This is a genomic window from Candidatus Hydrogenedentota bacterium, assembly GCA_035416745.1.
In the GTDB taxonomy this organism is placed as follows: Bacteria; Hydrogenedentota; Hydrogenedentia; order Hydrogenedentales; family SLHB01; genus UBA2224.
In genome coordinates, this window is the sequence record DAOLNV010000004.1 from 94,136 (window position 1) to 118,982 (window position 24,847).

Below are 24,847 nucleotides of genomic sequence, written 5' to 3' on the forward strand. Positions count from 1 at the left end.
TCTTTTCCCCGCAGTATTTCAGGTTCAGGGTCCCCGAGACAAGGTGAGACACACGATGGACTGGCGCTGGCGTTGGTCCCTTCGCTGGTGCGTGTTTGCGCCGCCTCCGACCCAGCGCATACAATCACGTTAACGAGCAGTGCCACCAGCAAAGGCCCCGGGAGAGTCATGGACCATTCCGCAGACGACGCGCCCCGCGAAGTATACGTTATAGAACCGTCGCGCGGTTGGATGCACATCCGCTGGCGTGAACTGTGGCAGAACCGCGAACTGTTCGGGTATCTGGTCTGGCGCGACATCAAGATCAAGTACAAGCAGACGCTTCTTGGGGCCGCGTGGGCTGTACTCGTGCCGCTGTGCCAGATGGCCGTATTCACCATCCTCTTTCAGCGGGTGGCCAACTTCTCGTCTGATGGGCTACCCGGACCGTTGTTTTATTTCGCGGGACTGTTGCCATGGAACTATTTCGCTTCGTCGATCACCCAGGCGAGCAACAGCATGGTGCAGAATGCGCCAATGCTCACGAAGATCTATTTTCCCCGCTTACTGGTGCCCGCGACGCCGTGTGCGGCCGCGTTCGTGGATTTCGCCATCGCGCTGGCCATGTTTCTTGTGTTGACCTTTTTCTACGGGATTATTCCCAGCGCGGCATGGTTCCTCCTGCCGGTGTTCATGGTGCTGGCCTGTGCGTCGGCCTTCGGGGCGGGGTCTTTCCTTGCGGCGTTGAACGTGAAATACCGCGACGTGCGCCACATCATCCCTTTCCTCGTCCAGATCTGGATGTTTCTCACGGTCATCACGCCGTACAGCGCCGTGAAAGACGCCCTTGGCCCCTGGCGCTATGTTTATGGCCTGAACCCCATGGCGGCGGTAGTCGAAGGCTCGCGGTGGGCGCTGTTCCGCCATCTGAATGGTGCCGAATTGGTGGAAGGCCAGCCCGTCACCATTGCGGCTGGGCCGCCGTGGGACCTCTTCGTGTTGGGAACGGCGGTCACCATCGTGATGCTGGCCGTTGGTATATACTATTTCAAACGCATGGAACGCACCTTCGCGGACATTGTCTGAACGAGCCGGGCCCGGCCAGGTGTCCGCGGGCGTTGCAATGCGGCGAGTGCAGCAGTCGGGACGGATGAACGCCAACAACATTGCCATTCAAGTTCGCGGGTTGGGCAAACGGTACCGCTTGGGCGAGACCCACGAGGTATACCGCACTTTCCGCGATACGCTCGTGACCTTGCCCGCGTGGCTGCGCCACAAGGCGCGCGAACGCAGCGCGGCAAACAGCGGCGCCTGCGACCCCGAGACGCCCCCGGGCACTTTCTGGGCGCTGCGGGACATCGATCTCGACATCCACGACGGCGATGTGCTCGGCATTGTAGGGCGCAACGGCGCGGGGAAGTCCACGCTCCTCAAGATCCTCGCGCGCATCACCGAACCCACCAAGGGGCGGGCCGAGATTCACGGACGCGTGGGGTCGCTGCTCGAGGTCGGCACCGGCTTTCATCTCGAATTGAGCGGCCGTGAGAACATCTATCTCAGCGGGGCGATTCTGGGCATGCGGAAAGCCGAGATCCGCCAGAAGTTTGACGCCATCGTCGACTTCGCGGGAGTTGACGAGTTTCTCGACACTCCCGTGAAACGCTACTCCAACGGCATGCGGGTGCGCCTGGCGTTTGCGGTCGCCGCACACCTCGAACCGGAAATCCTCATCGTGGACGAGGTCCTCTCCGTGGGCGACGCCGAGTTCCAGAAGAAATGCATCGGCAAGATGAAAGACGTGGCCGGAGGCGGGCGCACGGTCCTGTTTGTCTCGCACAACATGCAAGCGGTCAAAGCGCTGTGTGACTCGGGCATTCTGCTCGAGCACGGGCGTATCGCACAGCGGGGTCCCATCGGGGAGGTGGTCGAGGCGTATCTTGCACGCGCAACGGCCGTCGAACCCGGCACGGAAATTCCGCCCAGCTGCCACCGGCGCTACCCGTGCGACCTCGAGGTGTTCCGCGTAGATGTCTTGAACCGTCACGGCAATCCCGCGGGGTTTGTCTTGATGGAGGAGCCTTTTGGCCTCCAACTGCATTGCCGCGCGCATAAAGCCCGGCCGGATTACGCCGTCAGCATCCAGTTTCGCCGCGATGACGGACTTGTCCTCGGCACGGTCGGCACAACCTATGTCCTCGACCGTCTGGACATGCAGGAAGGCGGCGTATACGCCCTTACCGCGCGCCTGAAAAACGTGTTCAGCCCCGGACAGTACCGCCTGGACATCCGGGTCGATGCGGGCCCCGAAAACGTCGATTTCATCGAGGGCATCCCCCTGACCGTGGCTCCAGTAACAGCCGGCGACGAGTTGCCTCATCGCGAAGGAGTGGTCCAGTTGCGTTCGGAGTGGCGTCTGGAAGCAGAAGACGCAGATGCCGCGTTACGGGGAGAAGGGTGATGTCGGAGCTGGCGCGCTTGAGTTTTTCGATCGAGAAACCGCTGCTGGACCGTCTCGAACGCATGATAGCCGAGGGCAATTACGGCAACCGCTCGGAGTTCATTCGCGACATGATCCGCGACCGGCTCGTCGCCGAGGAATGGGAAAAGAATGAAGAGGCCCTCGGCACCGTCACGATCCTGTTCGAGCACCATTCGCGGAATCTGACCGACAAGCTGCTGGAGTTGCAGCACGATTTCGAAGGAACCATCATGGCCAGCACACACGTGCATCTCACGCACCACCTCTGCGCGGAGATGATCATGGTGCGGGGACGGGCCAAGCAGATTCGCGCGCTGGCCGACGCCCTCCACCAGCTCAAAGGCGTGTTGCACGCCACGTTGTCGATGAGCAGCACCGGGAGAGCGCTGGCATAGCCCCGGCAGCGCCGTGCTTTCCCCCGACATCGGGCCGTGGGGCCCGCCCGAAGGAGTCCGATCGCTATGCAGTCAGCGTCTCTTCGCCGCATCCAGTTGCCGTGCCGCGCAGCCCTGTGTGCGGCGATTCTCTGGTTTGCCGCGTCCCCCCCTGCGCTGGCGGCGACATACTACGTGGCGAACGGGGGGGCCGACGCGAATTCGGGCCTGTCCGCCGAGGAGCCGTGGGCCACGCTGACCCGGGTCAACGCGCACCAACTGGCGCCGGGCGATTCGGTCCTGTTCAGGCGTGGCGACAGCTGGCGCGGGCAACTCGTGTCCCAGAGCGGCAGTGAAGAAGGCGGATTCATCACGTACGGCGCGTACGGCGAAGGGCCCAAACCCCTGCTGCTGGGCTCGCTCGCGAAGGACGCCCCGGAGGATTGGAAAGACGAGGGCGGGAACATCTGGTCAACGGGCGGTATCGAGCTTTCCGGCACCAACAGCGTCCAGAACCTGCTTGCGAACTCGGACTTCGACTCGGATGCCAACGGCTGGGCGCTCCACACCGAACAGGGCGCACAAGCGGCGCAGGGGATCGATACGGAGCAATTCGAGACGGGGCCGGGTGCATTACGAATTGCCTGCACGTCATCGGGCGCCGAGCCGTACCACATCCAGTTCTACACCGGCGGATTCGCCGTCGCGCGCGGCGCCATTTACCGCCTTACGCTCGCGGCGCGGGCTTCCGCACCGTTCGAGATGTACCAGCCCACGATCATGAAACAGGGGCCCCCGTGGTCGCGTTACGCCCAGCCGCGCGATCCTCGGAACATCTCCGTAACCGCCGAATGGGCGGTCCACACGTTCCTCTACGGCGCCACGGAAACCGCCGAAGACGCACGGCTCAACATCATCCTCGGCGGCGCGTTGCCGGCGGGCGTCACGCTCTATCTTGACAGCATCCGCCTGGAACGCCTTGGCTCGGGCCTGATCCCGCACGATGTCGGCAACATCATCTTCAACCATGGCCCCGTATGCGGAGTCAAGGTGTGGAACCGCGAAGACCTCGACCAGCAGGACGAGTATTGGTACGACGAAGCGGGATTCGCCCTCTACGTCTTTTCAGATGCCAACCCGGCAGACCGCTACGAATCCATCGAATGCGCCATCCGCGACCACATCATCAACCAGCAGAACCAGCACTATGTGATTTACGAGAACCTCGCGTGCCTGTACGGCGCGGCCCATGGCGTAGGCGGCGGCAGCACCCACCACATCATTGTGCGCGACTGCGATTTCGGGTACATCGGCGGCGGCGATCAAATGGGAGGCGAGCGCACGGTACGCTTCGGCAACGGCGTCGAGTTCTGGGGACCTGCCCACGACTGCCTCGTCGAACGGTGCCGGTTCTGGGAAGTCTACGACGCCGCCATGACCCACCAGAGCAGCGGAGGCGACGTCCAGGAGTACAATATCGTGTACCAGAACAACCTGGTGTGGAACTGCGAATACTCGTTCGAATACTGGAACCGCCCCGAGACCTCGACCACCCGCGACATCTGGTTCATCAACAACACCTGCATCAACGCCGGGCACGGCTGGGGCCATGCCCAGCGGCCCGACCCGAGCGGGCGCCACCTCTGCTTCTACACCAGCCCGGCCCGGCAATCCGGCGTCTGCATCATGAACAACATCTTCTACGAAGCCAAGACGAATGCGTTCTATGCCCCGGCGTGGCCTTTGGAGCAAGTGAAGAGCATGATCATGGACAACAACTGCTGGTACCAGGCCGAGGGAACCATGGTCGCGCTGAAGGACCATCCGTTCTCAATGGCCGAGTTCGCGGCATACCAGGCGCTGACTGGCCTCGAACCGCATTCCATTGTCGCGATACCCGGCCTCGTAGGCATGCAAGACCCGGATCTCCACCTCACGCCCGAATCGCCGTGCATCGATGCAGCTCAAGCGGTGCAGGCGCTTTTCCCGCGCACGGCGGATTTCGAAGGGACGCCCGTTCCACAGGGCAGCGCCCCCGACATTGGCGCGTACGAGTATACGGGCACGAAAAACTGAACTGGCCCCTTATAATCTTGTCGGAAAGCGGATTCTCTGCCGGGCAGAAGGCGGAAATACCGCTCGCGGGAATTGCGGGGCCTTTCAGAAGCATTGTATCATTGAAGCCTTCACACGAGCGGTTGTGCTCGCGTTTGCTGCAATTGCCGGGTGCGCATACGTAGGTAAGAAGTAAGCACCCGGCTCCCAGGCGGCCCGGAATCACAGGGAAAGGGAATCTCATGCTGTTCGATCTCGACATGATTAAGGACGTGTACGCGCGGATGCCGAAGGGGGTGCAGGCCGCCCGAAAACTCCTCGGGCGGCCTTTGACGCTCAGCGAGAAGGTGCTCTACAGCCATCTCTTCGGCCAGCTTCCGGAGAAGCCGTTCGTGCGCGGCAAGTCGTACGCCGATTTCCGTCCCGACCGCGTGGCCATGCAGGACGCCACCGCCCAGATGGCCCTGCTGCAGTTCATGCAGGCGGGCAAGAAACGCACGGCCGTGCCTTCGACGGTCCACTGCGACCACCTGATCCTGGCGAAATCCGGCGCAAAAGCCGATCTGGCGGCGTCGCTGGAGATGAACAAGGAGGTCTTCGAGTTTCTGGCGTCGGTCTCCAACAAGTACGGCATAGGCTTCTGGAAACCGGGCGCGGGAATCATCCACCAGGTTGTGCTCGAGAACTACGCATTTCCCGGCGGCATGATGATCGGCACCGATTCGCACACCCCCAATGCTGGCGGCCTGGGCATGGTAGCTATCGGGGTCGGCGGCGCGGACGCCGTCGACGTGATGGCAGGCATGGCCTGGGAATTGAAGTTTCCGAAACTCATCGGCGTGAGACTGACCGGCGAAATGAGCGGATGGACCGCTCCCAAGGACGTGATCCTCAAGGTGGCGGGAATCTTGACCGTCAAGGGCGGCACGGGCAGCATCGTCGAATATTTCGGACCAGGGGCCGAGGGCATCTCGTGCACCGGTAAAGGCACCATCTGCAACATGGGCGCGGAAATCGGAGCAACCGCGTCCACGTTCGCTTTTGACGACTCGATGGTGCGGTTTCTGAAGGCGACCGGCCGTGAGGAGGTCGCAGATGCCGCCGCGGCCGTGCGCGACCACCTTCGCCCCGATCCCGAGGTGTACGAGCATCCCGAGAAGTTCTACGACGAGGTGCTCGAACTCGATCTTTCGACCCTTGAGCCGCATTTGAACGGCCCGTTCACCCCGGATCTGGCCACGCCGGTCTCGAAGATGCGCGAGACGGCCCGGATGAACGGCTGGCCCGCAAAAGTCGAGGTGGGCCTCATCGGGTCGTGCACCAATGCGTCCTACGAAGACATGACTCGGGCGGCTTCGATAGCCCGCCAGGCCCGCGAGAAAAAGCTTGCGGCAAAGTCCGAGTTCATCATCACGCCGGGTTCCGAGACCGTGCGGTACACGATCGAACGCGACGGCCTGCTCAAGGATTTCGAGGCCATTGGCGGCGTCGTGCTGGCCAACGCGTGCGGTCCCTGCATTGGACAATGGGCGCGGCACCGGACGGGACCCCAGGACGAACCGAACACGATTGTCACGTCGTTCAACCGCAATTTCGCCAAACGCAACGACGGCAACCCGAAGACCCACGCGTTTGTGGCATCGCCAGACATGGTGACGGCGCTGGCGCTGGCCGGAGAACTCGGGTTCAACCCGGCGGCCGACACGCTGGTAAACGAAGACGGCGAAGCAGTCAAGCTCGACCCGCCCGTGGGCCGGGAATTGCCGCCGGGCGGGTTCGCCGTCGAGGACCCGGGCTACCAGGCCCCGGCAGCGGACGGCAGCGTCGTCGAGGTGGTTATCCGTGCGGATTCGGAGCGTTTGCAGCGGCTCGAACCTTTTGCGCCGTGGGAAGGGAACGATTTCACGGGGCTGCGGCTGCTTCTCAAGGCGAGAGGCAAGTGCACGACCGACCACATCTCGATGGCGGGGCCTTGGCTGCGGTACCGCGGGCATCTCGACAACATCTCGAACAACTGCTTCATCGGCGCGATCAACGCGTTCAACGGCGAGGCGAACAAAGTCAAGAACCAGCTCACTGGCGAATACGGTGAAGTGCCCAAGGTGCAGCGCCATTACAAGGCCGAAGGCATCGGCACGGTCGTCGTAGGCGACGAGAACTACGGCGAGGGGTCATCGCGCGAGCACGCGGCCATGGAACCGCGCCATCTCGGGGTCCGGGCAATCCTGGTCAAATCGTTCGCGCGCATCCACGAGACCAACCTCAAGAAACAGGGCATGTTGGCCCTCACCTTCGCGAATCCCGCCGATTACGACGCAGTGCAGGAGGACGACGTGCTCGACATCGTGGGCTTGACCGAATTCGCGCCCTCGAAACCGTTGACCGTAGTGCTCCATCACGCCGATGGCTCGGCCCACGAGTTCCCCGTCAAGCACAGTTACAATGAGGCCCAGATCGAGTGGTTCAGGGCGGGGTCGGCATTGAACCTGATCAAAGCCCAGACGGGGGGATGATTGCCTTGCGGCAGCTCCCCTGCTCGCTCTTCGCGGGAGCCGTGAAAACAGAGACATGTGGTAAGATGGCTCTTGACGCAGCGCTATAGAATAGCCGCGGAGATACAAAAGGGGGATATCTATCATGACGCAACCGGTTCAGGGGCCGCCGCCCTCATTAATCGGCGACAAGTTCCTGGTTCGCAAAAAGGTGTTCAAACTGTTTGGCGGCGCATTCCACATCTACGACGCCTCGGGCCAGCTCATCCTGTATTCCCGGTTGAAGGCGTTCAAGCTCAAGGAAGACATCAGACTCTACACGGGCGAGGACATGCAGACCGAGCTCCTGACTATTCATGCCCGCAAGATTCTGGACATCTCCTCCACGTACGACGTCATCGATGCCCAGACCGGCCAGCGGGTGGGCGCGTTGCGCCGCAAAGGCTTGAAATCCCTCATACGCGACGAATGGGTCATTCTGGGGCCCGCCGAGGAAGAAATCGGCAAGATCGTTGAGGACAGCACCGCGCTCGCGCTCATACGCCGGTTCCTCACCGCCCTGGTGCCGCAAAAGTTCCACGCCGAGGTGAATGGACGCGAGGTGTTCACGTTGGCGCAGCATTTCAACCCGTTTGTGCTGAAGCTCGACCTCGATTTCTCCATGGACCGGGACCGCATTTTAGACCGGCGGCTCGCGTTCGCCGCGGCGGTTCTGATGTGCGCCATCGAGGGGAGACAGGATTAACGGGGTTTCCCGCGGAGATATACACAACGGCCGGGAGCCAGGCCCCCGGCCGTTTCACTGTTCGCTCTTCCGAATGTGCGGGATCAGGCGGCTTTGCGCATGCGCCGAATCGCGAACCCGGCGATGCCCAGACCCACCAAGGTCATGGTAGCTGGCTCGGGAATGATCAACGTCCCCGCGCCCATCAGGTTGTCGTTGCCGCACTCGTAGGTGAAGTGACTGATGAAGTCCCTGACGCCCAAGTCCGCCAGGAATCCCAGGTCGACCTGCGCTGCGTAGTGAGAGCCGCCCTGCAGGTTGGCCACCTCGGCATCGGCCAGGCCCGAAAAGTACCTGAAACTGCCCGAGTAGACCAGGTCGCCGCCCGCGTTGTAGCGCCACGGGTTCGACTCGTCGTTCTGGTTGTAATATACGCGAAGGGTGGTGTCACCGGTATTCAGCGCATATGCGTTGAAAAGCGGATCTCCCGTTACGGGATCGGACGCCCCTGCGTATGTCAGAACGTAATCGTAGCCAAACGTGTTGGCGACAATGAGAGGATAACTCTGGTCCCCGCCGCTCCCGGAAGCGGCCGGACCGTACACCGCATTGCCATCCACGTCGATGAACAGGTCCCCGTACTCGAACAACATGCCGTTGCCCGTTTCGCCGTTCTCGAGGTCGTAGCCGCTGACCAGACTCAGCATGTTGGCGTCGAGGAAAAAGCCCTCGAGATCCCAGATCTGGGCAGCCACACAGTTGGGTTCGACCTCCTGGTCTTCGCGATTAATGGAATACCACCCCGTGCCCGTGCCCACTCCGTCACTGATAGTAATGTTGTTGCCCAGGTCTAGAGCCGAAGCAACTCCGCCCGCCAAGACCAAAGCCAAAAGTGTTGCACATAGTCTTTTTGCCATAGTGACTCCTTGCTGAGGTTCCACTCCCCTCATTGACGGTAAGTGATGCACCCCTTGCGCCCTAATGATGTTTACCAGCCGACGTGAAGAGAGCAAGAACCGGGCCAATTCTGAGAGGCCACTGTAATACGGCCCATAGCACAGTCTTACGAAGTCCGTGCCCCTTGGAAGGAGGAGTTTGGCAGCGGGTATCTTCTCGTGGTTATTCACCGGTGACAAACTACTGACCAATCAAAAGTGGTCACGCCTGACAAACTTGGGTCATGCCGGGAGTCACGAAGACAGATACATTCGGCGGCTGCAGGGCGCTGGCGATGCTTTGCTGGTTTCGATCGCCAAGGGCCCCGGTCCCACGACGAGGGACAAGGGTTCCGGTCCGCCCGCACAAGCTCATCCCGTCTCCAGTTGCCCAGGTACCCCTCCTTGGCGCGTTTGAAACTGGAAAGAGGCGTTTCAAATCAGAACAGTTCTTCAGTCCATCCCGGTTCGGCGCCCCTTGCCTGATGCGCTCACAGCTCCCTAACTCATTGCGTTGAAAGAGATTATGCGCAGATGCCCGACGGCGAGCCGCGTCAGCTGTCTTGGCATGAAAGGTGCTTTTTCAAAGGCGAATGAGAGTAGGTAGAGATGGGAAATCCTGCCGGGCGGGGTTGCCGAGTATTTCATTCGCCCGGCGTACTGTATTGGAGGCTTTGGACATGGCGAAGAAGATGATAGGAATAGACCTGGGAACGACGAACTCGTGCGTCGCGGTGATGGAAGGCGGCGAACCGTCCGTCATTACAAATCCGGAAGGTAGCCGGACCACTCCGTCGGTTGTGGCGTTTACGAAAGACGGCGAGCGGTTGGTGGGTGCCGCGGCTAGACGCCAGGCGGTGACTAATCCGGCGAATACGATTTTCTCGATCAAGCGTTTTATGGGCCGGCGGCACGAGGAAGTCGGCGAAGAAATCAGGTTGGTGCCGTACAAAGTTGCCCGGACTTCGTCGGGCGACTGCCGGGTGGAGGCGCAGGGCAAGAGTTTCCGGCCGCCCGAGATTTCGGCCATGATTCTACAGAAGTTGAAGGAAGCGGCCGAGCAGTACCTGGGCGAGAAGGTCGAGAAGGCGGTCATTACCGTCCCCGCGTACTTCAACGACGCGCAGCGCCAGGCGACGAAGGATGCCGGCAGGATCGCGGGCCTGGACGTGGCGCGCATCATCAACGAGCCAACCGCGGCCGCATTGGCCTACGGGCTCGATAAGAAGAAGAACGAGAAGGTCGCGGTGTATGACCTTGGCGGCGGCACGTTCGACATCTCGATCCTGTCGATTCAAGAGGACAGTTTCGAGGTGCTGAGCACGAACGGCGACACCCATCTTGGCGGCGACGACTTCGACCAGCGGGTAATCGACTGGCTCGCGGACGAATTCAGGAAAGAGCAGGGCATGGACCTGCGGAAAGACCCTATGGCTCTCCAGCGGCTGAAAGAAGCCGCCGAGAAAGCCAAGTGCGAACTTTCGACGGCCCTCCAGACCGACGTGAACCTGCCGTTCATCACGGCGGACGCCTCCGGGCCGAAGCACTTGAACATGCGTCTGACGCGCGCGAAGCTCGAACAGCTCTGCGGCGATCTGCTGGACCGCACCAAGGAGCCCTGCCGGAAAGCGCTCGCCGATGCCGGGTTGAAACCCAATGACATCGACGAGGTGATCCTGGTGGGCGGGATGACCCGTATGCCGGCCGTGGGCACGGTGGTGCAGGAAATCTTCGGGAAAGACCCGCATCGCGGCGTGAATCCCGACGAGGTCGTAGCCGTTGGCGCGGCCATTCAGGCGGGGGTGTTGAGCGGCGACGTGAAAGACGTGCTGTTGCTCGACGTCACCCCGTTGTCGCTGGGCATCGAGACCCTTGGCGGAGTGTTTACCAAGCTGATCGAGCGCAATACCACGATCCCGGTGTCGAAGAAGCAGGTCTTCTCCACGGCCGAGGACAGCCAGACCGCGGTGACCGTGCACGTACTTCAGGGCGAGCGCGAAATGGCATCCGACAACCGGACCCTCGGGCGCTTCAACCTCGAGGGGCTTCCTCCCGCGCCGCGCGGGTTGCCCCAGATCGAAGTGGCGTTTGACATCGATGCCGACGGCATCCTGCACGTCTCCGCCCGCGACCTCGCGACCGGCAAGGAACAGAAGATTCGTATCGAAGCTTCTTCCGGGCTGAACGAGGCGGAAATCAACCGTATGGTCAAGGACGCCGAATCGCACGCCCAGGAAGACAAGGAGCGCCGCCGCAAGATCGAGGTGCGCAACATGGGCGACCAGCTGCTCTATACCACCGAGAAGACGCTCAAGGAGAATGCCGGCAAGATCGATGCGGCGTCCAGAAGCGCCGTCGAATCGGCATTGGACGAGCTCCGCGACGCCCTCAAGCGCGAGGACACGGCCGCCATCGAGGCCGCCACAAAGAAGGTGGCCGAGACGTCGCACAGGATGGCTGAGGCGATGTACAAGGCCGCGGCACAGGAACAGGCGGGGTCCCAGGCGGGTCCTCACGCCGAGAGCCGTCCCGCGGGCGCGCGTCCCGGCAATGACTCGGTGGACGCCGATTTCACGGTCGTGGACGAAGACGAGAAGTCGTAATACGTCTGCCGTTCGCGCCGGTTGGCTTCGAAAGAAGCACATAGACGGGTCCGGAAAGGGCATATTCTCCGGGCGCGGGTTCGGAACGGCCCGTGCCCGGCCTTCCGGCCGGAGCAGACGGGTTTGAGGAGGTGAACAGTAACGATGCCGGGTACGGCCACAAGAGATTATTACGAACTCCTGGGTGTTTCGCCCGAAGCCTCGCAGGACGAGATCCGCAAGGCCTATCTCAAGCTCGCCAAGAAGTACCATCCGGACAAGACAGGAGGCGACAAGGCCGCCGAGGAGAAGCTCAAGGCGATCAACGAGGCCTACGACACGCTCAAGAACGCCGAACGGCGCAAAGAATATGACGCAATGCGGGCCTCGCCGTTCGGCGGCGCGGGCGGCCCGTATGCCAGCGGGGCAGGAGGCCCCGGATTTGATTTTCACGGGTTTGGAGGCGGCCCGGGCGGGTTCACGGCCGATCTGGGCGACATTTTCGGCGGATTGGGCAGCATATTTGGGGCGCGGGCGCAGCGGCCCCGCCGCCAAGGTCCCGTTCCTGGCAACGATGTCGAGGGCCGGTTGACAATCACGCTGCTCGAAGCGGCCACGGGCGTCAGCAAGTCGATCCGCGTGCCCTATACGGCGGCGTGTTCGTCGTGCGGCGGTTCGGGCGCGAAGGCGGGCACCCAGCCGCAACCGTGTAAGGCCTGCGGCGGCACCGGCCAGGTTTCCCGCGGCGGCGGCGCGTTCTTCATCTCGCAGACCTGTCCGCACTGCCGGGGCGAGGGCACGACGATCGGGTCCCCCTGCGAATCCTGTCACGGGTCGGGCGTAACGAAAGGGAGCCGGACCGTGACGGTGGGCATCCCGGCGGGAGTCGACACGGACACCCGGCTCCGCCTTGCCGGCCAGGGCGATGCCGGCGTGCGCGGCGGCCCGAACGGAGACCTGTATGTCGTCGTGACCGTCAAGCCCGACGAGATATTCGAGCGCGACGGCCGGGATATCACGTGTGAAGTGCCCGTGACATTCGCTGAAGCGGCCCTGGGCGCCACGCTGCGGGTTCCTACGCTGACCGGCAAGGCCGACCTCAAGATTCCCGAGGGAACGCAGTCCGGGCAATCGTTCCGTTTGCGCGCGATGGGCCTGCCCGGAATCCATGGAACGGGCAAAGGCGATCAGATTGTGCGCGTCGTGGTCGAAGTGCCCAAGCGGCTCACGCGCGAACAGCGGGAAATTGTAAAGAGACTCAAGGCGCTCGACGACCCCGCCATGTATCCGAAGCGGCGGGCTTTCGAGCGGCGGCTGAAGAGCTGACCGGCTCTACGCGCTTCGGGCGCTTACTATAGATTCGGCCCCGGGCAGGATGACCTGTCCGGGGCTTTCACGTGTGCCGTCGCCAGGTGCGCGGCGGCCGCCGAAAAAGGGCCAATCGCGGGTGAAATCGTTTCAAATTGAAACGGTTTGCCGTTGCGGGTTGCGATGGCTCGGGCCATCCTGGTCAGGGGCTTGCGGGAGTGCGGAAACCTTGTGGCGCAAGTGATTGAATTTGCGGGGGTTATGCGATCCGGGCCAGCCAGGGTATCTGCGGGCGTCTTGGCACTGGATTTGCTCCTCTGGAAAGAAGAGGCCATTGGTGGCAATTCACAGTAAACGAGGGAGTAGTAGAAGCGCTCGAAGCGCATGCCAAAGGAGGGATTGACTATGACTCGTTGGACATGGGACCCCTTCCAGGAATTGGAGGCGTTGCGCCACCAGGTGGAACGGGTATTTGAGGATTACCGCGGCGGCCGGTGGCCGTTTTCGCGCACGGCGTTTCTGCCGGGATTGGCCGCGCGGGGGTATCCCTTGGTAAACGTCAATGAAGATGCCGACAACGTCTACGTGGAAGCCTTGGCGCCGGGTCTGGATGCCGAGTCGCTTGACATCACCGTGCGTGATGACGTGCTGCGTATCGCTGGCGAGAAGCCGTCCGTGAACCCCGATATCGAGGCAGAGGCGTTCCATCGCAATGAACGCAGCGCGGGACGGTTCGTGCGGACGCTGAGCCTCCCCACAGGTGTGGACGCAGGCAAGGTGAAGGCGAAATACGCGAACGGCTTGTTGACCATTACGCTGCCAAAGGCAGAGGAGGCCAAGCCGAAACAGATCGAGGTTTCGGTGGGCTGACCGCGGGCAATGTGACGGCGGCATGTTTTCAGCAAGGAGGTGTTGACCATGAAAGAAGCAACTGTCCCGGAGAAGACCCAGCAGCACCCCGAGGTGCCTGACACGCGCGAAGAATCGCGTACGCTGGCGCCCCCGGTGGATATATTCGAGAACAAGGATGGGCTGGTTGTGGTGGCGGACCTGCCCGGTGTCAAGAAGGAAGACGCCGACGTGCGGGTCGAGAACAACATCCTCACGCTTAAAGCCGCGGCCAAGAGCGAGCTGCCCGGGGAACCGCTCCGCCACGAGTATGAACTGAGGAACTACTTCCGCCAGTTCCAGCTCAGCGAAGAGGTCGACCAGGACAAGATCAAGGCCGAGATGAAGCACGGCGTGTTGATCATCAACCTGCCGAAGCGCGAGGAGACCAAGCCCAAGCAGATTACGGTGCAGGTATCGTGATACGCGGCAGAGCGGGGCGGCGCGGCGGCACGCGCCGCCCGTCCGCGCGATGAACCCGAGAAAAGGAGGTGACGCGACATGACGAAACTGCTTCCGGCAAACTGGCGCAGTTCGGTCGACGAACTCAGAGACCGCGTCATGCACACGTTCGACCGGTGGCTGCCCGAGAACTGGCGCCGCGAATCGCCCGTGGACCTGCGCAACCGGCCCTCGAGCGTTTTTGCCGGGCGCGGGCCCGTTATCGACCTCGAGGAAACCGATGACGATATCGTCGTAACCGCGGAATTGCCGGGACTCGACAAGAGCGACTTCAACGTCGAGGTCGAGGGGCAGCGTCTGATTCTGCGCGGCGAAAGAAAAGCCTCGCACGAGGAGAAGGGGCGGCTGTATCACTATTCCGAGTGCGCCTATGGTTCATTCTACCGCTCGGTGCCTCTCCCCTGCGACGTCGAGGCGGGCAAGAGCACGGCCAAGTATAGGAAGGGCGTGCTTACGGTGACCTTGCCCAAGACTGCGGAGGCTAAGACGCGCAGTATCCGCGTGAAGATAAGCTAGACATCCGGCCAGAAGACCAGCTACGGCTCCCCGTGCCCGTGTGGCGCAGGGAGCCGTGGTCTTTTTCGGCGGGCGGCGGGCCGTTGCTTTGACCGCCGCGAACGGCTGCCTCGCGTTTTCAGCGTGATTGGGGGTCCGTATGCTCCCTGAATAAGAACCGCAGCTGTCCCCGCTACCCTTCGTTCTCCGCCCGGACCATTTGCGCGAGATTCCGGAGGTAATCCCACGAATAGATGCCGGTGGTGTGGCCGTCGGACCACTCGAACGACACGGCGTAGTTGCCGAGGTAGTTGATCTTCGAGAACCGGATATCGTCCGGGACCGTGCCGGGATCGAGCAGTCTTGTGCCCGTGTATTCGTCAATACATACGGCGCAGGGACACGCCGCCCGCAACGCCTTGTTCGGGACCGTCGCCTCGAAGCCGTCCGGCCACGCGATCTTCACCGCATGCTCGAGTTCGATGACGTCCGGCATCTTCTGTTTGCCCGCACGGCTCGCCCCGACCGCCCTATGGACGCTCTCGGCCAGTCGCGCCATCACCTCGAGGCCGGCGCCGGCGTCGGGCATCGACAAGTCGGATAATCCCAGCACGATCGGCAATTCGGCAAGCGTCTGGAGCCCGAAGCGCTCCTGCAACGTCCCTTGGCTGCGGCCGAAGGGGTAGTGGGTCTTTCCGCACTCGTCGCACGTGAACGAGCACATGTTCTCGACCACGCCGAGCACGGGCACGTTGACCGTCTCGAACATGAGGATGCCCTTCGCGACATCTACCAGCGACAGGGCTTGCGGCGTGCTCACGATTACCGCGCCGTCGAGGGCGGCCCGTTGCACGATGGTCAATTGCACGTCGCCGGTGCCGGGCGGCATATCGATGATGAGGTAATCGAGTTTGCCCCAATCGGTCATCGCGAGAATCTGGGACGTGTAGTTCGAAACCATGGGCCCGCGCATAACGGCAGGCGATTCGCCCAGCACGAACCCGAGCGACATCACCTTCATGCCGTGAATGTCCAAGGGAACGATCTTGTTGTTCCGGCCCCTTACTTGGGGGCGATGAACATTGAACAGGGTGGGAAATGACGGCCCGTAAATGTCGGTATCCAACAGACCGACGGCATGACCCTCGCGCACCATGGCCATGGCGAGGTGGGCGGCCACCGTCGACTTGCCGACCCCGCCTTTGCACGCAGACACCGCGATAACGGTCTCGACACTCTTGAGGTTCTCGGTGACCTGCGGCGCGCCTTGCCCCTGATAACGCCGCGGGGCCTGAGCACTCATCTCGATGTCGACGTTCTTGACGCCCCGCAGGGCGCCCACCGCCTTTTTGCACGACTCCACGAAATGGCTTTTCATCGGGCAAGCGGGCGTCGTCAGCTCCAAGGTAAAACGAACGTTGCCGCCGTCGATCTGAAGATTCTTGATAAACCCGCAGGACACAATATCGCGTCCGAGGTCAGGGTCGATGATGTGACGCATCGAGTCGAGGACTTGTTTCTCGTTCGGCATGGGACTCTCCTTCGGCCGTTATGGCGTACGGGCTTGAATCGCTTCCGCGAGCCTTTGGCGCAGTTGCGGGAGGGCGTAGGGATCCTGGGTGCATGCCGCCCATGTGGGGACGGCTTCCCGCACGATTTCCTCGACCGCGGCTGCGCCGCCGCGCTGTTCGAGGAGAACGAAGTATTCATAATCTTCCATGCCGTCCCGGAGGCTCTTGAGGCGCATGGAAGCTACAGGCCCCTCGATGCCCGCATCACTTCCCGGATAGAGCAGTGCGCCTTCGCCGTTCCAGTAGCCGCGAAAGCCGGGTTCGTCCCACGGATTGCGCTCCGGGCTGCCCCAATAGCACGTTGACCAGTAGAGAAGGCCCGTGATGCCGTACCGCCGGTTGAGCCATGGCGCGATGCGGTAACTCACGAGGGGAAAATCGAGCTGCCAATACGGCGGATCGTTTTCCTTTACCTGCTCGTATTCGGGATGGTAGGCGGGGGCGCGCTGGACAAGAGCGGTGTAGCTCCACACGTCGTCGCCCTGGGCCTGTTTTTCCTTGACACTGGGCTCATGGATGAAACCGAACAGGGGGCACCAGATATCGATGGCATCGTCCAGCATGCCCCATTCAGGATTTTGGGTGTACGGCTGCTCGACCACGAGACGGCGGATACCCGGTTCGGCTTCCTGGACCATCGCACCGAGGGTGCGAACCCTCTCGTACTCCTCGGGGGTGTTGGGCTCATCGAGCATGTAGTGGTACGAGCGTTCCGCCCAGCCCTTGCTCTTCAGATAGGCGTACCAGGACCGGAAGAAGTTCAGTGCCTTGTCGCGGTTGGCGCCCGTCACGTCGTCAAAGGGCGCGCGCGGAATCTCGAGATTGGTCACGTGATAACGTTCCACGAAAGCAGTGATTTCGGCGTCCACCGCCGAGAAGTCCGCCGTACCGTCTTCCTGAACCGCGGGCCATAAACGACGGGGGAATGCCGGATTGATGCGGTGTTCCGCCAGCATGGCTTCGCAGCGTTCCTCGATATCCCGGAAATCCTCCGAGTTTCGGTCCATGCCGAGATATGAGGCCACACCGTCAACGCCGCCGAAATGGTTTTCGTGGGTGGGCCCGTCGGGAAGCGCGAAGTTCCATACCGTCAGCGCGACGGGGAGCTCGACGCCGGCTATCCCCGCTCCCGAAACCCGCACGGCACTGGTATAGGCTCCGGCGGGGGCGTCCTTGGGAACGGTCACGTCCACCCAGACTACCTGATTCCGGCCTTGCCAGACGTCGAAGCCGTTGCCGCCGAAACGTCCAGGCTGTAACGTGCCTTCCTCGCCGTTCCAGCGCGGTTTTCCGAGCGCTTCTCCCGTATAGGGGTTCACGAAAGGAACAAGCGGGTCGGGCACGAGCCCCGGTCCCTCGGTGGCCTTGTACCCTCCACGGCGAATGGGCACGCACTCTTCGCGAAACAGGCGCACGTTGGCTTCGGGGATGACGTAGTCGCCGTTCTTCAGGGGGTCTATGGCCACTTGGACATTCGTGAGCACTGTTCCTTCGGCGAAGACCGCGACCTGAAAGGACTCCGTCTCGTTTTTCGCGGCGCTGATGGTTGCGGTTGCGTCACCCTGGGTCGTATCGGTGGGACGGAGGCGCACCGTCGAGGGCAGGCACCTTACCGCGGCCGGGGACTGCGCCCATCCTTCCGAGGCGGCCCAGCACAGGCTCGATATCACGATTAAGGCAACGATGGTTCGCATATTGCGGGCCTCCCTGGTCAGAAGACAGCGGTTCTTCCTTCTTTCGCAGCACGTTTTGGGGTTTTGCGCACTGAGATCCTAATGTATAAGCGTTTTTTTATCAAGCGCTTGTGACGGTGATGCGCGCAAAGGCCCGGGGCGACGACGGGTCAACGGCGTTGCGTCAAGGGTGACCGTTGCGTTACGATTAGTCAGGCTGTGACGCATCGAAAAGAGTAGAACCGGCGGGCCTGCACAGCGTGCCGATAGCGTCATTCTATCTGTCGGACAAGGGAAGGAGCGTTCTCGGATGCGATGTTCAACGTATTGGGCCGCGCGGCTTATCTGTGGGGCGATGGTATGGATCGCGCTTGTATTTCCGGCACTGGGCGCCGAAGGAGACAGCGCCGATGGCGAGACGACGGCATCGCCCCCCGCGGAAATGAAGGGTTTGCCGCTGCTGCATTTCGAGGCGTTCGAAAAAGACCCCGCGGAAACACTGAACCAGTGGAAACCGACTGATCCCAAGGCGTGGGCCATCGTCGAGACGGAGCAAGGCCACGCCTATGCCTTGCAGGGCAAGAGCGATTACAACCCGCCCGTACGGTCTCCCCTAAACATCTCGCTTCTCACCACACTCGATGTGACCGATTTCGTTCTTCAGGCGGACATGAAACAGACGGGCACGGAATATGGGCATCGGGACATGTGCATCTTCTTCGGATATCAGGATCCCTCCCATTTCTATTACGTGCACATTGCGACCAAAGCCGACGAGCACGCGAATTCTGTGTTCATCGTCAATAACGAACCGCGCCTCTCGATCGCCAGAGAGCGCACGGATGGCACGGATTGGGGCTCCGGCGTGTATCACAAGGTGCGCGTCGAGCGCGATTGTACGTCCGGCTCCATCAAGGTGTTTTTCGACGACATGAGCAAGCCGATCATGACCGCTGAAGACAAGACGTTCCTTTACGGGAAGGTGGGATTCGGCTCGTTTGACGATACCGGCATCGTTGATAATGTGACGTTGTGGGGGAAGAAGAAGGGATAGGCCAGCCTCTTTCTTTTTTCTGGTCAGGGAGAACACGGTATTCATGAAGTGCGAGTGGTGTGGGGTCCACGGTTCCGTGGGCTTCTGCGTCGAGTGCAAGAAACTGCTTTGCGAAGACTGCGCCGAGACCTGCGCCAATTGCGGGGGAGCAATCTGTCACGAGCACGTGCGGGAGACGGCCTATCGCCGGTTGTGCCCGGCGTGCATGCGCGAGCGCAACGCGCAATTCGCGGCCGTCATTGACGAGATGCAGCGCCACGCCTACGAAATGGCGAACCAGACCGACGGGCAGATGGGCCTGTTCTTCGAGCGCCTGATCGACGTGCTCGAGCAAGTGCGGCGGCGCGACAGGGACCTTCAGGAGGCCCAGTCGCAACTCGAGGAGCGCATCGCGCTTCGCACCAATGCGCTCCACCGCCAGGTGCACGAGTACCAGCGGCAGGTCCAGGAAAGGGAAGCTGCCTATCACAACATGGCGGCCATGAGAGAAGCCGCCATTCAGGCCAGCCGCGCCAAGAACCTGTTTCTGGCCAACACCAGCCACGAAATCCGCACGCCCATGAACGGCGTGATCGCCATGACTGACCTGCTTCTGGATACCGGTCTGACTCCAATCCAGCGGCGCTACGTCGAGACCATTCAGCGTTCCGGGCGCGCCTTGCTGGCGCTGGTGGGCGACATTCTGGACTACTCGCGGATCGAGGCGGGGCGCCTCACCATCACTCCAATCCCCTTCGACCTTGAGGTGACGATCACGGATGTTGTGGAACTGCTGGCGCCCCGCGCGGAAGAAAAGGGCCTGGCCCTTATCATGCGCTATGCGCCCAATGCTCCCCGGAGGCTGATTGGTGACGCGGGGCGCATGCGTCAAATCCTGACCAACCTTATCGGTAACGCCATCAAGTTCACCCACCAGGGCCATGTCCTGGTAAATACCGAGTGCCTCGGCATGGATGAGGAGCGGGCCATTCTCCGAATCGCCGTCGAGGATACGGGAATCGGGATTCCCGAATCGCGGATGAACGACATTTTCCGCCAGTTCGTTCAGGCCGACAACATCACGTACCAGCACTACGGCGGCACGGGGCTGGGATTGCCCATTACGCACAAGCTGGCACGAATGATGGGCGGACGGATTGGGGTCAAGAGCAAGGAAGGCGGCGGGTCGCGTTTCCGGGTGACGCTGCCGTTCGCGCTGGATCAAGAGGCCGCTCTCATTCCCGTTGGCGGGCACGGCGATTTGGCCGGTTTGCGGATTCTCATTGTGGACCCGAGCCAGGTAAGCCAGCACATTCTCTATGAACAGATAAGCAGTTGGAAACTTCGCAGCGAGACGGCATCGACCCGCGAAAAGGCATTGGCGGGGTTGCGGGCCATGGAGCGCGAGGGCGATCCCTTTCATATGACCCTCATCAGCCATCAACCCGGCCAATTGGACGCCATCGAGCTGGGCGAGGCCATTAAGGCGTCGCCGGATATCGAGAAGACCGTGTTGGTGATGCTTTCGCGGTCGGGTCAGCGCGGAGATGCGGCCCGTGCGGCCGCGGCGGGATTTGCCGCCTACTTGAGCGGCATCCTGCGCAGCAGCGAATTGCATGCTATGCTCTGCGCGGTCTGGTCGGCCCATACCAGCGGCAAGAAAGGCGGGCTCATCACGCGCCACACCATCGCCGAGGCCCGTGAAACGGGAAAGGTGAGGGAATCCCGGCCGAAACCCTATATCAACGCGAGTATTCTGGTGGTTGACGACGAGCCGGTGAATCGGGAAGTCGCGATCGAGGTGCTCAATGCGCTGGGATGCCAGGTTACCGTGGCTGGCAATGGCCGCGAGGGCATCGAGAGATATCGCGAAGGCCAGTTCGACGCCGTCTTGATGGATTGCGAAATGCCGGTCCTGGACGGGTACGAGGCGGCCCGCGCGATTCGGCAAGGCGAGGGCAAGGCGAGCCACGTGCCCATTATTGCGATGACGGGTCACGCGTCTGACCTCGAACAGGCCAAGTCCATTGCGTCAGGGATGGACGACCATATCGTGAAACCGGTCGAACCCCACGTGCTGATGGGCTTGCTCATGCGCTGGCTTTATAAACAACCTGCCGGCGTGCCGGAGGAAGGCATGCCGATTAAGGAGACCGTCATGCCCGAGAAGAACGAATCGGCGGGAGGAAAGGAATCCGCCGCAGATGAGCCGATGGTGCTCGATAAATCCCGCGCGCTGGACGTGGCGGGCGGGAGCCCGAGAATCCTCAAACGTGTTACCAGCGTGTTCCTCGAGAACTTCCCAAAACAGGTGGCAGAACTGGCGGACGCGCTTGCGGAAGGACAGCGCGAGCTCGTTCAGCGAAAGGCCCACGCCCTCAAGAGCGCCGCGGCCTCTCTGGGCGGCGCCCGTGTCAACGAGATTGCCCTGGAGATCGAGACGGCCGCGAAAGAGGACCGCTTGGCGGAAGCTCAGGAGCGCTACGGCAAAGAACTTCTCACCGAGTTCGCCCGCCTGAAAAGGGCCCTTGAGGAAGTCGACTGGGACAAGGAGGCCGCCGCGTTGTCATAGCGGCTTTGCCACGAACGGGGGGCGCGGCTGCCAAGGAGGCCGTTCCGAGGTCCTCGCGTATTGGGGCGGGGCGCAAATCCGCCGCATTCTGAGGTGGCGGCCGGAATCCCTTCAGGGAACCCTGCGACAGTCTTCATGGCGCGGGCTCGATACCGCCGCACCAGACGATATCGCCTTGAAGACCGCCGCTGCCGGTCAGAGGCATCCCGGCATCGTCCATGCCATTGGGTCCGACGCTGTAAAGCAGAAAACCGCTTTCGTCGGTCTTGTAGATGTAAGAATTCCCCGAGAAAGTATCGAGGGGCAGATTCTCCAGGTATTGCGGTGCAAGCTGTCCGAGTATTTCAGGATACTTGCCGGTATCGCGCTGAAACGTTTTGATTGCGAGGGCGATTCGCGCCAAGTCGGCGAGGGCGATGTGGCGCTCGAATGCCTGGGAGGCTCTCACGAGTGCGGGCGCCGTGATCTGCACCATCGCTTTCCAGGGCAACACGAAACGGCCTTGTTTGGCGTCAATGGCCTCGAGCGGCGCCATGAGCGCCCGCCGTTTCGCATAGTCTTCTTCCTGGAGGGCTTCGGCGAGAGTTGACGCGACTCCGTTCAGGGCGGTCACTCCGGGTGTATAGTAAAATACCCGGGTGAGCAGGTTGCGTCCTGCCTGCGGGCGCCCCGAGTATGCCGCCACAAAACACCGCTCGCCGTTAATGAAACGCACCAGGTTTTCGCGTTCTCGCAGCGCTTCCAACTCCGCATAGAGTTCCTTGGGCACGGCTGAAGGCAGTTCGTGGCCGTGCAGGATGCGTTCGAGCGAGTTCAGGGCGATGGAGGCGGCTGCCGCATGCACCAGCCCCGTGATGAGCAGGGGATCGCCTTTGAGGTCGTTTGCCAGCCGCATGTTGACGGCGACCCATTTCAGCGCTTCCTCGGTGTTGCCCTGTTCCGCCTCCCAGACCGCCTTGTACGCTATGTTGCGCGCGAGGTCGCGCACTACGGCTAAGTCGGGCAAGACGGCGGCGGGGTTTGCCGCCGGGCCCGTCAGAGAGGCGTAGTTGCCGAACTCGCATCCGGGCATCGTACGGGCCTCGAGTACCTTTGCCAGCTCGGGCTCCATGGCCAGCATGTGAGCTTCAATCACGCGCAACTCATCTTCGGAGAGCGGGGCGTAATTGCGGTTGTCGTCCTTCCGGCGCCGTGCGCAGGCGGTAACGTCGGCGAACCGCTCGCGCAGCTCCTCCCGGCCGGTGGCCGCCAGCGCGGCCTCGATATTCTGCCCTGCCGCGCGATAGATGAGCGCGGCGTTTTCCATGGGCGGCAGGTTTCCCACGCCCAACTCGGCGAAAGTAGCCGGCCTGCCCGCCTCGCGCAAGCGGTCCAATTGCGCCGCAAGCCTCTTCACAAGGAGCTGGTCGATTGCCGCATAAACCGCCAACAGGCAGACGAGCGCCACCGCCAGCCAGCGCCAATGACGGAATGGCCAGGAGACAACCCGGAAGAAGGGACTTCTCTGTTTATTCTCAACTTCGCCGTGACCGCGCATGGGCGGTTCCTCCTGTGCATTTCAGCATAGACAAGACAATGCAAACAGAGCAATAACGTTTGACGCGGGAAACGAGCACCCGCACGATGAGCGGCACGCGTGCAGTACCGTTGTCCCGCCTAGGGGCTTCGCTTTCGTTGCGTGGACGCAATGGACAAGCTGGACCGGGCGAAAGTGCTGCCTGACCGCACTGCCTTCCCTGCCTATTCGTTAAAGGCCTTTCGCATGGCGGCGATGTTGCGGGCGTTGCCGGAACCGTCGTCAGGCGGAAGGGTGGTCTCGGGGTCGGGCCGCGCGAATCCGTACATGCCGGCTTCCGCGAATGCCGGGTCGGCCAGCACGGCGGCCGCGTTGTGCGCGTCGCCCCAGCCGCAGATGCACTGGATAAGCCGGGTATTCGGCCCGACGGCGTCCTTGACGGCTTGGAGTTTGCTGGAGTCCGAATGTTCGTTCATGAGCCAGTCGACCTCGCGCAACATGGCCGAGCCAGCAACCTGGGGATGCTGGAGATCGAAGCAGGTCAGCCAGATGACGCAATCGGGTTTCGTCGATTTGGCAGCGGTACGGATGCGTTTCCAGCAGCGGTCGACGGCGCGGCGGTTGAATTCGGTGATGGCTGCTTCGTCCATAGCCTCAGCACCCGGAAAGGGCGCATTGAACAGCTCCTGGTACATCTGCTTCTCGCAATCCAGCCAGGTGTATTGTTTATCAGGATAGAAATGAGACGCGTTGTACACCCAATCGATCATAAACCCGTCGATGCCGGTCTTCGTCAGCACCTCGCGGATGACGCGGTCCAGGTAATCGAGATACGTGTTGGTGAACGGGATGGCGATGGCGTTTGGCAGGTCGTGGACCTCGTCCGGGTGCGTTTTGCTCCAGTAGGCGTTAGCGCCGATGCAGAAATAGCCCATGACGCGCATTCCGGCCTCGTGGCCCAGCCGCGTCAGTTCCGCGAGGAAATCGCCTTGTATGCCCGGTTGCACCGGGGCCACTTCGCTGCGGTACCACGCATAGCCGGGGCAACTCACGCAGAACGTCTGGATGGTGTTGACGCCCATGTCGCGGTACCACTCGAGATGCGCCTTGGGCGACGCCTGGGCGTACATGCCCGGGGGCGCGAATCCCTCGGCAGCCCAATTGAAGTCGATGCAGAAAGCCTTGATGCGAGCCTGCGGCGCCGGCGTTTCCCCGGCAGCCGCCCCCACCGCAACACCCGTCAACAGAATGCATGAAATTGTCGCGCGCATGATTGTCACCCCGCAGGTTGGGCCTACACCTATTTCAATTTGCTCAATGCACTGAGCCATCCTACTCAATGCATTGAGATAAGTTAATGGGCGCATCGCAGGGGGAGAAGTATCAAGCGCCCCGCAAGCCCCGTAAATTGCCGGCGGCTATCGATTTAGCTCCCTTGCCCCGCCCCGTCGGAACAAGGGAGCAACTGCGGCGGCGGACGATAGCCGGCCAGGTGGCCGCCTCAGCCTGCATCCGGCAGTTTGAGGACTTGTGCGGCGAGCGACTCGAGCTGGCGCAGGGATTCGGCCATTTCATCAGGACCGCGTGGCGTTTGTGGCGCCATTTCGGCCAGCGGGGTGGCGTAGAACTCATCCTCGATACGTTTGGCTTGTTGGGTGAATTCCGGAGGGAACGGCCACTCCGCGCGCTCGCCGGAATCCACGCGCGCC

The 24,847-nt window shown here is 61.9% G+C and carries 19 protein-coding genes; 13 read left to right on the top strand and 6 right to left on the bottom strand.

Translation table 11 applies throughout. The features are described 5' to 3' along the window. The first annotated feature begins 168 nt into the window (after positions 1–168). The 6 genes from PLJ71_03010 to PLJ71_03035 all read left to right on the top strand — a co-directional run bounded on the left by PLJ71_03010 (position 169) and on the right by PLJ71_03035 (position 8,124). The gene (locus PLJ71_03010) at positions 169–1,065 is read left to right on the top strand and encodes an ABC transporter permease (GenBank protein HQM47626.1); all 897 of its coding nucleotides are present in this window, start codon (positions 169–171) and stop codon (positions 1,063–1,065) included. A gap of 64 nt (positions 1,066–1,129) precedes the next feature. Beyond that, positions 1,130–2,437, top strand: coding sequence for an ABC transporter ATP-binding protein (locus PLJ71_03015; GenBank protein ID HQM47627.1), 1,308 nt, complete (start codon positions 1,130–1,132; stop codon positions 2,435–2,437). Beyond that, positions 2,437–2,853, top strand: a complete 417-nt coding sequence (nikR, locus tag PLJ71_03020) for a nickel-responsive transcriptional regulator NikR (GenBank protein HQM47628.1) — start codon at positions 2,437–2,439, stop codon at positions 2,851–2,853. Before PLJ71_03015 ends, nikR begins: the two co-directional genes overlap by 1 nt. Positions 2,854–2,919: 66 nt before the next feature. After that, positions 2,920–4,908, top strand: coding sequence for a choice-of-anchor Q domain-containing protein (locus tag PLJ71_03025; GenBank protein ID HQM47629.1), 1,989 nt, complete (start codon positions 2,920–2,922; stop codon positions 4,906–4,908). A gap of 221 nt (positions 4,909–5,129) precedes the next feature. After that, positions 5,130–7,400, top strand: a complete 2,271-nt coding sequence (locus PLJ71_03030) for an aconitate hydratase (protein ID HQM47630.1) — start codon at positions 5,130–5,132, stop codon at positions 7,398–7,400. A 124-nt stretch (positions 7,401–7,524) separates the two neighbouring features. Beyond that, positions 7,525–8,124, top strand: a complete 600-nt coding sequence (locus tag PLJ71_03035) for a hypothetical protein (GenBank protein ID HQM47631.1) — start codon at positions 7,525–7,527, stop codon at positions 8,122–8,124. 83 nt (positions 8,125–8,207) lie between these two features. Here PLJ71_03035 and PLJ71_03040 read toward each other — a convergent pair whose 3' ends face one another. Next, positions 8,208–9,020: a PEP-CTERM sorting domain-containing protein gene (locus PLJ71_03040; GenBank protein HQM47632.1), complete on the bottom strand. Its 813-nt coding sequence runs from the start codon at positions 9,018–9,020 to the stop codon at positions 8,208–8,210. 698 nt (positions 9,021–9,718) lie between these two features. On the opposite strand from PLJ71_03040, the gene dnaK reads away from it, so the two are divergent. The 5 genes from dnaK (at position 9,719) to PLJ71_03065 (ending at position 14,794) form a co-directional block, all read left to right on the top strand. Further along, positions 9,719–11,641 (top strand): molecular chaperone DnaK, encoded by a 1,923-nt coding sequence (gene dnaK, locus PLJ71_03045; protein HQM47633.1) that lies wholly within the window; start codon positions 9,719–9,721, stop codon positions 11,639–11,641. Between the two features lie 144 nt (positions 11,642–11,785). After that, positions 11,786–12,946, top strand: a complete 1,161-nt coding sequence (gene dnaJ, locus PLJ71_03050; GenBank protein HQM47634.1) for a molecular chaperone DnaJ — start codon at positions 11,786–11,788, stop codon at positions 12,944–12,946. Positions 12,947–13,333: 387 nt separating this feature from the next. Beyond that, positions 13,334–13,798 (top strand): Hsp20/alpha crystallin family protein, encoded by a 465-nt coding sequence (locus PLJ71_03055; protein ID HQM47635.1) that lies wholly within the window; start codon positions 13,334–13,336, stop codon positions 13,796–13,798. Positions 13,799–13,846: 48 nt separating this feature from the next. Beyond that, the gene (locus PLJ71_03060) at positions 13,847–14,239 is read left to right on the top strand and encodes an Hsp20/alpha crystallin family protein (protein ID HQM47636.1); all 393 of its coding nucleotides are present in this window, start codon (positions 13,847–13,849) and stop codon (positions 14,237–14,239) included. Positions 14,240–14,317: 78 nt separating this feature from the next. Continuing rightward, entirely contained in the window at positions 14,318–14,794 is a 477-nt protein-coding gene (locus PLJ71_03065; GenBank protein ID HQM47637.1) for an Hsp20/alpha crystallin family protein, read from the top strand. 172 nt (positions 14,795–14,966) lie between these two features. On the opposite strand, the gene PLJ71_03070 is transcribed toward PLJ71_03065, so the two are convergent. Together PLJ71_03070 and PLJ71_03075 are read right to left on the bottom strand one after the other, a co-directional pair. After that, positions 14,967–16,304 (bottom strand): P-loop NTPase, encoded by a 1,338-nt coding sequence (locus tag PLJ71_03070; GenBank protein ID HQM47638.1) that lies wholly within the window; start codon positions 16,302–16,304, stop codon positions 14,967–14,969. A gap of 18 nt (positions 16,305–16,322) precedes the next feature. Then, positions 16,323–18,038 (bottom strand): DUF4091 domain-containing protein, encoded by a 1,716-nt coding sequence (locus PLJ71_03075; GenBank protein ID HQM47639.1) that lies wholly within the window; start codon positions 18,036–18,038, stop codon positions 16,323–16,325. 289 nt (positions 18,039–18,327) lie between these two features. Between PLJ71_03075 and PLJ71_03080 the strand changes: the two genes are divergently transcribed. Both PLJ71_03080 and PLJ71_03085 read left to right on the top strand, forming a co-directional pair. Beyond that, positions 18,328–19,071, top strand: a complete 744-nt coding sequence (locus tag PLJ71_03080; protein ID HQM47640.1) for a hypothetical protein — start codon at positions 18,328–18,330, stop codon at positions 19,069–19,071. Between the two features lie 43 nt (positions 19,072–19,114). After that, entirely contained in the window at positions 19,115–21,622 is a 2,508-nt protein-coding gene (locus tag PLJ71_03085) for a response regulator (GenBank protein HQM47641.1), read from the top strand. 133 nt (positions 21,623–21,755) lie between these two features. Here the strand turns inward: PLJ71_03085 and PLJ71_03090 are convergent, their stop codons facing one another. From PLJ71_03090 to PLJ71_03100, 3 genes are all read right to left on the bottom strand, one after another. Continuing rightward, positions 21,756–23,159 (bottom strand): hypothetical protein, encoded by a 1,404-nt coding sequence (locus tag PLJ71_03090; protein ID HQM47642.1) that lies wholly within the window; start codon positions 23,157–23,159, stop codon positions 21,756–21,758. 203 nt (positions 23,160–23,362) lie between these two features. Further along, the gene (locus PLJ71_03095) at positions 23,363–24,409 is read right to left on the bottom strand and encodes a hypothetical protein (protein ID HQM47643.1); all 1,047 of its coding nucleotides are present in this window, start codon (positions 24,407–24,409) and stop codon (positions 23,363–23,365) included. A 230-nt stretch (positions 24,410–24,639) separates the two neighbouring features. Continuing rightward, the coding region (locus PLJ71_03100; protein HQM47644.1) for a hypothetical protein at positions 24,640–24,847 on the bottom strand (208 nt) is incomplete at its 5' end.